Below are 2,782 nucleotides of genomic sequence, written 5' to 3' on the forward strand. Positions count from 1 at the left end.
CGCGCCAGCCAGTCGCACACCACCAAGCTGTCCGGGGCCATCGCCCCGGCGCAGTGGGTGCACACCCGCCTGGCCGCGGGCCCCAACCGGACGCTGGTGTTCGGGATCTTCGCCTCGTTCCTGACCCTGACCGCCAGCGTCTACGTGGCCTGGCCGAGCGCGGGCTGCAGCTGGGCACCGCGGCCCTCCAGCGCCGGGTGCACCAGGACGGGCAGGCCTACACCCAGGATGTGCGCGCCCGCTCGATCCTGGCCGAGGCCGGAATGCGCATGCTCACCCTGGATGCGCTGCAGCGCCAGGTCGCCGGGGACCTGGACGCCCTGGTGGACCACGGGCCGCAGTGGTTCCCGAGCTGGTTACGCTGCGTACCCGGGCGGGGGACTGGGCCCGGGAGAATATCTCGGTTGCCGGGCAGCTGATTGGAGGCGGCGGGTATTTCCGCGGCAGCGAGTTCGAGCGGCTCTACCGGGACGTGCAGGCCAGCTGGTACCACCCGTCCAATGCCGCCTCGGCGGCGAACACCGTGGCCAGCTGGCTAGTGGGACCGCTGGAAGACTGAGCCTCCAGGGTGCCGGTCACCCGCATCACCCGCCGGCGCAGCAGTATTTGAAGGCCCCGCCCTCGTAGCGGCAGGTGCGCACCAGCTCCCACTTGCCGTTCTCGGCGTGCTCCTTCAGGGCCGGCGCGGGCCAGCTGCTTGGGCTCCCCGGGGAACGAGGTGATCACCAGGTACTCGAAGCGGTCATCCGCGGGCTGGTGCAATGGTGCCTTGATCCGTTCCTGAATCATCAAACCCCCTACCGTGCCGGTCTATTCGGCTGTAGCGTGTGTGCCATGAGCGTCGATCCCAACTATGCCTTGCAGGTCTTCATCGCCCGCCTGGAAAACCACCTGGAGGTCATCTCCACCAGCCGCGGCGCCACCGACGCGACGGTGGACGCCGCCTTTGGTGCGCTGGCCGATGCCTTCGAGGCGTACGACGATGCTTTGTACGACAAGTATGGCGAGTTGTTGCCGTTTACGATACCCAATGACGAGTCGTGACTACGACCACGGGCGGATTTTTGGGGACCCGGTGTTTTCGGCAGGGGTTTGGCCTGGGACTTGAAGTAGTGTCGAGGGGTGAATTGGTTTGAAGCAGCGTTCCTGGGTCTGATCCAGGGACTTACCGAGTTCCTGCCCATCTCCTCATCGGCCCACCTGCGCATCGTGGGAGAATTCCTGCCCAACGCGCAGGACCCGGGGGCGGCGTTTACCGCCATCACCCAGCTGGGCACCGAGACCGCGGTCATCGCGTTCTTCTGGCGTGACATCGTGCGCATCATCGGCGCCTGGTGCAAGGCGCTGGTTGGCAAGATCCCGCATTCGGATCCGGACGCGAAGATGGGCTGGCTGATCATCCTCGGCTCGATCCCGATCGGCGTGCTGGGCCTGCTGCTGGAGGACTACATTGACACGAACTTCCGTTCGTTGTGGATCGTGGCCACCATGCTGGTGGTCTTTGGCCTGTTCCTGGCCGCCGCCGACCACTACGGCAAGCAGGTCCGCCCGCTGGAGCAGCTGACCTTCAAGCACGGCATCCTCTACGGCTTCGCCCAGGCGATGGCCTGATCCCGGGCGTCTCGCGCTCCGGCGGCACCATCACCGCCGGCCTGCTGATGGGCTACACCCGCGAGGCCGCCGCCCGCTACTCGTTCCTGCTGGCCATCCCGGCCGTCTACCTCTCCGGGCTGTACAAGCTGTTCAAGTCCTTCTCCGAGCCGATGGTCTACTCCATGGCCGAGACCGGGCTGGCGACCCTGATCGCGTTCGTGGTCGGCTTCGTCATTGTGGGCTGGTTCCTGAAGTTCGTCTCCACCCACTCCTACATGGTCTTCGTCTGGTACCGCATTGCCCTGGGCCTGGCCCTGTTCATCCTGCTGGGCATGGGGCTGATCAGCGCCTAGCCGGAGCCCGCTTATGCCCCACCCGGGCCCCGGTCAATTATTTGGCCGGGGCCGGGAATATCTGAACCACATGGTGACTTGGCACTTATAGAGAAACTTTGGTGATGCCCGGCCCGGCAGTTGGCGCGGGGCCGGGGCATCACCGCTGATCGCGCACTTTTGCGCCGTTTGAAAGGACACCCCTGCGTGCACGCTTGGACCAGCCCGGAAGTACCGCACCTGGTGGGCAGCGCCCCGATCCTGGAGCTCTTCGACACCGCCACCGGCAAGCAGCGTCCCACCGCCCCGGCCGAGAAGGCCAACGCCCCGGCCAGCATGTACGTCTGCGGGATCACCCCCTATGACGCCACCCACATGGGGCACGCCGCCACCTACGTGACCTTCGATCTGCTGCACCGCACCTGGCTGGATAACGGGCGCAAGGTCACCTACACGCAGAACGTCACCGACGTGGATGACCCGCTGCTCGAGCGCGCCGCCCAGCGCGGGCTGGACTGGCGCCAGCTGGCGCAGGAGCAGACCGACCTGTTCCGCGCCGACATGGAGGCGCTGAACGTGATCGCGCCGGATCACTACCTGGCGCGGTGGAAACCATCGACCTGCTGATCCCGTACATCGAGGACTTCCTGGACAAGGGCCTGGCCTACCGGGTCCCGGCCGGGGCGGACGGGGTGGAGGGGATGTCTACTTCGACACCCTCGCCGCCCAGAACGAGGCCTGGCAGCTGGCACCGTCAGCGGCTACGGGCGCGAACTGATGGAGCAGCTCTCGGCCGAACGCGGCGGGGACCCGCAGCGTGAAGGCAAGCGCGATCCGCTGGACCCGCTGCTGTGGCG

2 protein-coding genes and 3 pseudogenes are annotated in these 2,782 nt (G+C 66.7%); 4 read left to right on the forward strand and 1 reads right to left on the reverse strand.

What is annotated here, in order from left to right:
• Positions 1–419, forward strand: a pseudogene (locus tag JCM19049_RS20370) (hypothetical protein); the annotation flags it as partial.
• A gap of 43 nt (positions 420–462) precedes the next feature.
• On the opposite strand, the gene JCM19049_RS20375 reads toward JCM19049_RS20370, so the two are convergent.
• On the reverse strand, positions 463–762 hold the full coding sequence (locus JCM19049_RS20375; RefSeq protein WP_279403019.1) for a hypothetical protein: 300 nt from the start codon (positions 760–762) through the stop codon (positions 463–465).
• Positions 763–834: 72 nt separating this feature from the next.
• On the opposite strand from JCM19049_RS20375, the gene JCM19049_RS11100 reads away from it, so the two are divergent.
• From JCM19049_RS11100 to JCM19049_RS23505, 3 genes and pseudogenes are all read left to right on the forward strand, one after another.
• Complete coding sequence (locus tag JCM19049_RS11100) at positions 835–1,044, forward strand: hypothetical protein (protein WP_054821622.1); 210 nt, start codon at positions 835–837, stop codon at positions 1,042–1,044.
• Between the two features lie 78 nt (positions 1,045–1,122).
• A pseudogene (locus tag JCM19049_RS11105) lies at positions 1,123–1,946 on the forward strand (undecaprenyl-diphosphate phosphatase).
• Between the two features lie 186 nt (positions 1,947–2,132).
• Positions 2,133–2,782 (forward strand): annotated as a pseudogene (locus JCM19049_RS23505) (cysteine--1-D-myo-inosityl 2-amino-2-deoxy-alpha-D-glucopyranoside ligase); the annotation flags it as partial.

Source organism: Arthrobacter sp. JCM 19049 (assembly GCF_001310435.1).

Bases quoted from the DNA above. Each gene is read 5' to 3' on its own strand.
- JCM19049_RS11100 (WP_054821622.1), top strand. From the start codon at position 835: ATGAGCGTCGATCCCAACTATGCCTTGCAGGTCTTCATCGCCCGCCTG.